This window comes from Streptomyces sp. NPDC029216 (assembly GCF_040648015.1).
Classification (GTDB): Bacteria; Actinomycetota; Actinomycetes; order Streptomycetales; family Streptomycetaceae; genus Streptomyces.
Map to the genome: position 1 here is coordinate 21,263 of NZ_JBEZWL010000097.1, position 6,643 is coordinate 27,905.

Annotated in this window: 7 protein-coding genes; 5 read left to right on the plus strand and 2 right to left on the minus strand. The window is 73.8% G+C overall.

What is annotated here, in order from left to right:
- The first annotated feature begins 67 nt into the window (after nucleotides 1-67).
- The 3 genes from AB0F18_RS27730 to AB0F18_RS27740 all read left to right on the plus strand — a co-directional run bounded on the left by AB0F18_RS27730 (nucleotide 68) and on the right by AB0F18_RS27740 (nucleotide 2,939).
- Entirely contained in the window at nucleotides 68-733 is a 666-nt protein-coding gene (locus tag AB0F18_RS27730) for a response regulator transcription factor (RefSeq protein ID WP_362065397.1), read from the plus strand.
- Nucleotides 730-2,037 carry an ATP-binding protein gene (locus AB0F18_RS27735; RefSeq protein ID WP_362065399.1) on the plus strand — a complete coding sequence of 436 codons (1,308 nt, stop codon included), beginning with the start codon at nucleotides 730-732 and terminating at the stop codon, nucleotides 2,035-2,037. The genes AB0F18_RS27730 and AB0F18_RS27735 overlap by 4 nt, the downstream gene beginning before the upstream one ends.
- 122 nt (nucleotides 2,038-2,159) lie before the next feature.
- Entirely contained in the window at nucleotides 2,160-2,939 is a 780-nt protein-coding gene (locus tag AB0F18_RS27740) for a polysaccharide deacetylase family protein (protein ID WP_362065401.1), read from the plus strand.
- Here AB0F18_RS27740 and AB0F18_RS27745 read toward each other — a convergent pair.
- Nucleotides 2,911-3,537, minus strand: coding sequence for a hypothetical protein (locus AB0F18_RS27745; protein WP_362065404.1), 627 nt, complete (start codon nucleotides 3,535-3,537; stop codon nucleotides 2,911-2,913). The two genes, AB0F18_RS27740 and AB0F18_RS27745, sit on opposite strands and share 29 nt — an antisense overlap.
- Before the next feature lie 288 nt (nucleotides 3,538-3,825).
- Between AB0F18_RS27745 and AB0F18_RS27750 the strand changes: the two genes are divergently transcribed.
- Entirely contained in the window at nucleotides 3,826-4,632 is an 807-nt protein-coding gene (locus AB0F18_RS27750; RefSeq protein WP_362065407.1) for a DUF4190 domain-containing protein, read from the plus strand.
- Between the two features lie 112 nt (nucleotides 4,633-4,744).
- Here AB0F18_RS27750 and AB0F18_RS27755 read toward each other — a convergent pair whose 3' ends face one another.
- Nucleotides 4,745-5,287, minus strand: a complete 543-nt coding sequence (locus AB0F18_RS27755; RefSeq protein WP_362065410.1) for an SUKH-3 domain-containing protein — start codon at nucleotides 5,285-5,287, stop codon at nucleotides 4,745-4,747.
- A gap of 97 nt (nucleotides 5,288-5,384) precedes the next feature.
- Here AB0F18_RS27755 and AB0F18_RS27760 point away from each other — a divergent pair, with 97 nt between their 5' ends.
- Entirely contained in the window at nucleotides 5,385-6,581 is a 1,197-nt protein-coding gene (locus AB0F18_RS27760) for an acyltransferase (RefSeq protein WP_362065413.1), read from the plus strand.
- Nucleotides 6,582-6,643 lie beyond the last annotated feature (62 nt).

Sequence of the window (6,643 nt, forward strand, 5' to 3'; positions counted from 1 at the left end):
TCGGTTTCGGTTCCTTCACCGATCATGTTTATGACGAGGAAATGCGGCCTTCGAGTAGAGAGGGCACATGCGAGTTCTGGTGGTGGAGGACGAGGAGTTCCTCCGGGAGATGATCGCCGAGGGGCTGCGCCGTGACGCGCTGGCCGTGGACGAGGCGGGCGACGGCCTGGAGGCCCTGCACCGCCTGCGGCTGGGCGAGTACGACGTGCTCGTCCTGGACCGCGATCTGCCCGGACTGCACGGGGACGAGGTCTGCCGCCAGGTCGTGCGCGAGCGGCTGCTCACGCGGGTGCTGATGCTGACGGCCTCGGGGACCGTGCGCGACCGGGTGGAGGGGCTGGGGCTGGGTGCCGACGACTACCTGACCAAGCCGTTCTCCTACGACGAACTGCTGGCGCGGGTGCTGGCCCTGGGGCGGCGGGCGCATCCGGCGCTGCCGCCGGTGCTGGAGCGGTGCGGGGTGGCCGTGGACACGGCGCGGCGGACGGCGACCCGGGACGGGCGGCGGCTCGCGCTGTCCCGGAAGGAGTTCGCGGTGCTGGAGGCGCTGCTGCGGGCGGAGGGGGCGGTGCTGGGCAACGACGACCTGATCGAGCAGGTGTGGGAGCAGGACACCTCGTACCGGACGAATGCCGTCCGGGTGACGCTCAGCAAGCTGCGGGCGAAGCTGGGCGAGCCCCAGCTGATCGAGACCGTGCCCGGCGCCGGCTACCGGATCGCCGATCCGCGATGAGAGCGGTGCTCCGTTCCGAGCGCGCCCGTCTCACCGCGCTGTACGGCTCCCTGCTGGTGCTCGCCGGCGGCGGCCTGATCGCCCTGGTCAACCTGCTGCTGCGGGGTGGCCTGTACGCCCGGATCAGCGGGGTCGTCACCACCGCTGTACCGCGCGGCGACTTCGAGAAGGCGCTGACGGAGGGCGGCAGGACCCCGGTCCCGGCCCAGACGCTGCCGGCCGGCCGGGTGCCGCGCCCCGATCAGTTCAACGGGTACGCGGTCACCCGGAACCTGTCGAGCGCCGTCGAGCAGGCCACGCTGCACGAGCTCCTGCTCGTCTCCCTCGTCGCGCTGGCCTTCTTCGCCGTGCTGTCGATCTGGCTGGCCTGGTGGATGGCGGGCCGGGTGCTGCGCCCGGTGGGGGTGATCACCGAGACGGCACGCCGCCTGTCGGGGGCGAACCTGCACGAGCGGATCGGCCTCCAGGCCCCGCCCGGTGAGCTCAAGCGGCTGGCCGACACCTTCGACGGGATGCTCGACCGGATGGAGGGCCTGGTGGGCGCCCAGCGGCGGTTCGCGGCGAACGCCGCCCACGAGCTGCGCACCCCGCTGGCCGTGCAGCGGGCGGCGGCCGAGATCGGGCTGGCCGGGGATCCGGCGCCGGAGAAGGTGGCCCGGATCCGGGAGCGGCTCATCGGCGTCGCGGATTCCAGCGAGCACCTGATCGAGTCGCTGCTGCTGCTCGCCGTGTCGGAGGAGGGCCTGGAGGCGACGGAGCCGGTGGACCTCGCCGCCCTCGCCGGGGCCGCGCTGGAGGCGACCGCGCACGAGGGGCTGGAGGTCGTCACCGACCTCGCGCCGCTGACGGTCCGGGGCGACCACGCCCTCCTGGACCACCTGATCCGCAACCTGCTGACCAACGCCGTACGCCACAACCGGCCCGGCGGCCGGATCGAGGTGACCACGGCGGCCGCCGCGCCACCGGCGGCGGGGCAAGGGGCGCCGGACGGCCCGCCGGAGCCGGAGGGCGGCGTCCTGACGGTGTCAAACACCGGACCGGTGATCGACCCGGAGGACGTCCCGCGCCTGCTGGAGCCGTTCCGCCGCCGGGTCGAGCGACGCCACACGGCGGGCGAGGGCGCCGGCCTCGGCCTCTCCCTGGTCGCCTCGATCGCCCGCGCCCACGGGGCGGGCCTGCGGGCCGAGGCGAACCCGGCGCCGGACGGCGGCATGACGATCCGGGTCCGTTTCGAGGCCGACCCCGGGCCGGGCCCTGGAGACGGACGGACAGGGCGGGCGATCCGTCCGATTCGCCCGGTGTGAGCCCTCCCACCCTTCCTTGACCGGGAGAGGAGGGGCTCCCTAGCGTCGAAGGGCCGGCCGGGGCACGCCCCGGGCGATCCGGCGACCGCACGCACACGTAGAGGGAGAGCGCGTCCATGGGCATGAGCAGCAGTTCCGTGCGCCGGCGACGGACGGTCACCGCCGTGGCGGCGACCGTCCTCGGCCTCCTGGCGGCGGGCGGCGCGCCGGCCCTCGCGGCGACGGGCGGCTCCTCCTCCGACCGGTCCCCGGGGACGGCCGCCGCCGGCGCCGCCCACGGGGCCGGGGCCGTCCCCCAGGGCATCTCCCGGCTGGCCCAGGGCACGGGCCGTGACATCGCGATCACCATCGACGACGGTCCGGACCCGACGTGGACCCCGCAGGTCCTGCGGGTACTGCGGCAGAACCACGTCAAGGCCACCTTCTGCCTGGTCGGCACCCGTGCGCAGGAGCACCCGGAGCTGGTGCGCGAGATCTCCGCCGACGGGCACCAGCTGTGCGACCACTCCGTGGACCACGACGTGACCATGGACCACAAGCCGGTCGCCTACCAGCGCCGGCAGATCCTGGACGGCAAGGCCATGATCGAGGCGGCGGTGCCGGGCGTCGCGGTGACCTATTACCGCGCCCCGGGCGGCGCCTTCACCCCCGAGAGCCGCGCGATAGCCGCGGCGAACGGGATGCGCCCCCTGGGCTGGAGCGTGGACCCCAAGGACTGGAGCCGCCCCGGCCTGCCGGCCATCGTCTCGGCGGTGGAGGACAAGCTCCCCGAGCTCCCCACGGTCCTGTTCCACGACGGCGGCGGCGACCGCAGCCAGACCGTGGCCGCGCTCGCGCAGTACCTCCCCTGGCTCAGGTCCCGGTCCTACACGTTCACGTTCCCGGAGCGGACTTCGCCCTGACGGGTGCGCGCAGGGCCGCCGCGAAGGCGGACGGGGAGTCCGCCGACGTGTAGACCGTCGTCGCGTCCACGCAGCCGTGGCGGCCGAGGTCCAGCCGGACGGGCGGGTCGAGGCGCAGGACGACGTTGAGGGAGGCCTCCAGCGAGCAGGCCACCGCGCCCGGTTCGCCCGGCACGGGACGCGGGCCGCGGCCCGGGACGGTACGGACGGCCGGGGCGGCGGAGCGGACGGCCCGGCGGGGCAGCGTCACCTCCCCCAGGAACGCGGTGCGCAGCACGACGTGCTCGTCGTCCACCGTGTGCGGATACCGCCGGACCGAGGCCACCAGCCCCAACCCGGCCAGGATCACCAGCAGTTCGAACAGGGCGTGCACCGGCCGCACGGCGGGCGGCAGCATCGAGGAGAACGCGAAGGCCGTCACGACCTCCGTGGCCGCCAGGACCAGCACCAACTGCCGCGTCCCCGCCGAGTGCCGCAGCCCCGGCACCGACCGGCGCCGTAACGGCACCCGCACCAGCGAGCCGCCCCACACCCGCACGATCGCGGCCTTGGAAGGCCTGGCCGTCACGGCCCCCGTCATCCGCTCCTCCGTCGTCACGCGCTCTCCCCACGTCGCCGGTTCCTCCGTACTCCTCCCAGGTTCGGGCCGGGGCGCACGGGCCGGAAGTGACGTATGTCAGGTCGTGACCGCTTGCTTCCGGCGGCAGTTCGGGGCGGTCGTCCCCGGCCCGTGTCCGCAAGCGTGGGCCGGGCGGACCTCCGGATTCCGAGGGGGGATACTGGGGCGCGGCCGATTCGCAGATCATCCGCTCATCAGTCCCCGCCCTGCGGCGTCACCGCCCAGCCGGTGGTCGTGTCCCACCCTCCCGCGAGGAGCACCACGCGCATGTCGATACCCCCTCAGCCACCGCCGTACCCGCAGCAGCCGTACGGGCAGCCGGGTCCGTACGGACCGCCCGGGCAGCCGGGACCTCCCGGAATGCCCGGGCCGGGGACGCCGTACGGCGGGCCGCAGGGCTGGTACCCGCCGCCGCAGAAGACCAACACGCTGGCCGTCGTGGCCTTCGTGATGTCAATCGTCTGCGCGATCCCGACGGTTCCGGTGATCCTCGGCATCGTCGCCCTCTCCCAGATCCGCAAGGCCGGTGAGAAGGGCAGGGGTCTGGCCATCGCGGCCATCGTCATCCACGGCCTGACCATCGCCTTCTACGCCCTCGCGATCGTCCTCGGGCTTGCGGGTGCCTTCGACGAGGGCCCCCGCCCGCACCGCGACACCCAGGGCCAGGTCACCACGCCCGGCTCCAGCAAGGTGGAGGACATCCGCAAGGGGGACTGCTTCAACACCGACGACGACCTGGCGAAGACCCAGGACCGCGACGGCACCCAGGCCCGCCTTTCGGTGCGGACCGTGCCCTGCGCCCAGCCCCACGAGGGCGAGGCCTACGCCGTCTTCACCCTGGACGACGGGGTGTTCCCCGGCGCGGAGAAGGTCGTCGAGATCTCCGAGGAGAAGTGCGGCGGGACCGCGCTGACCGGCTACGTGGGCAACGCCTCGAAGCTGCCGAACAACCTGGAGGTCTTCTACTACTACCCGCAGCCCAGCAGCTGGACCCTCGGCGACCGCACGGTCACCTGCTTCCTGGGCAGCGCCGGCGGAACGAGCACCGGATCCGCCCGCGCCGCCGGTTCCTGACCCTCCGTCACGACACCAAGCCGCGGCTGTACGCGCGGGACGTGCCCGGCCTCGCCCTGAACCGCCGTGTCGCGGGCGGCGCCGGGCCCGGCGGTTCCTCAGGCGCGGTTCCTCAGGCGCGGTTCCGGGGCCGGCGGGCACGGGGCTCGCGCGGCTCGGGGCGGTACAGGGCCTCCTGCGGGAACGGCAGTCGCGGCTCCAGCGGGTCGGGGTCGAGCATCAGCCGGCCGAGGCCCGCCAGCGGGTCCGGCCCGAGCCGGCCCAGGATCGCGTCGAAGGCCCCGTACAGGCTGCCGCTCCCGCCGATGAGCAGGACGCAGTTCCCGCGCGCGAACTCCCCCACCGGGTACACGGGTTCGCCCGCCGCTCGGCTCCAGGAGCCCACCCATCCCAGGATGCCGGCGTGGCCGGAGATGTCGATGTCGTCGTCCTGACCCGTTCGCGGATCGGCGAAGAGCAGGCGCAGTCCGCCGTACTCGGCCAGGAACGCCACCGCCGCGGCCGGTGCGGGTCCGTACTGCTCCACCATGTCCGGCGCGGGCGCCGGGCCCGAGCCGCGTCCCGGCTCCCATCCGGCGGCGCGCAGAGCGGCACGGGCCGCCTCGCGCCGGCCGGCCTCCGCGCCCCCGGCCGTGTGCTCCTGATCAGGGTTCATCGACGGACGAGTATGCCAGAGGGGCACGCTGTACAGTTCCGCTGATCTTTACGCGTCGGTAATCCGACGGTAGTACGGACAAGGGGGCGGACGAGGGATGAGAACGCGCAGGACGGGAGGGGAGCCCCAGCGCCTGGCCGTCCTCGACGCCATACGGGTCCTGGCCGCGCTGTCCGTGCTCTTCTACCACTACGTGGCCCTGCCCGGCGCCTGGGGCGAGCCGACCGCCGCCCTCTTCCCGGTCGCCCACCGGTTCGCCGTCTACGGCTGGCTCGGCGTCGAGGTCTTCTTCCTCGTCAGCGGGTTCGTCATCTGCATGAGCGTCTGGGGCCGCACCGTGGGCGACTTCGCGGTGTCCCGGGCCGCCCGGCTCTTCCCCGCCTACTGGGCGGCGGTGGCCTTGACCTCGCTGGTGCTGTTCACCTGGCCCGAGGTGCGGTCGACCACGAAGGTCACCGACGTCGTGGTGAACCTGTCGATGCTCCAGGGCGGCCTCGGGGTCCCGCACGTCGACGACGCGTACTGGACGCTGTTCGTGGAGCTCAAGTTCTACGTCCTGTTCGCGCTCGTCGTGATGCGCGGGGTGACGTACCGGACCTGCGTGCTCTTCTGCGCGGTCTGGACCCTGGCCGGGGTGGTGGCCCCGGCCGTCGACGACGGACTGCTGTCCTTCTTCGCCATGCCGTCCGCCTCCCCGTACTTCATCGCCGGCATCGCCTTCCACCTGATGCGCCGCTTCCGGCCGAACGCCGTGCTGTGGGCCGTCGTCGGCGTCCAGTTCCTCCTCGCGCAGCACTACGTGCGCGAGCGCATGGTCTCCAGCCTCGGCCAGGCCGCCGCCGAGCAGACGCCCGTCTGGCCGGCCCACCTGATCATCCTGCTGGGCTTCGCCGTCATGGCAGCCCTCGCGCTCGGCGCCCTGGACCGGATCCGGTGGCGCTGGCTCCCGCACGCCGGTGCGGTCACCTACCCGCTCTACCTGATCCACATGATGGTGGGGCTGACGGCCATCCACCACTTCCGTGACCGCGTCGCCCCCGTGCCCCTGGTCCTTGCCACCACGGCCTGCGTGCTGGTGCTCGCCTGGACCGTCCACCGGCTCGTCGAACGCCCGCTGGGCCGCCGGCTGGGCGCCGGACTGCGCCGCGGGATCCAGGACATCCGGCAGGGAACCCCGACCCGGCCCACCCTCGCCCAGCTGCCCGCGCAGCCCCCCGCGCCCGACGCGGAACGCATCCCCGCCGGCCCTGCCGGACACCGGCGGAACCAGGCCGTTCGCGGCCCGTCGTCGTGAGGCGGCCGCGGACGCCGGTGTGCCGGGTGGCACGTGGCGGGCACGGCGTACGCATACGCCGT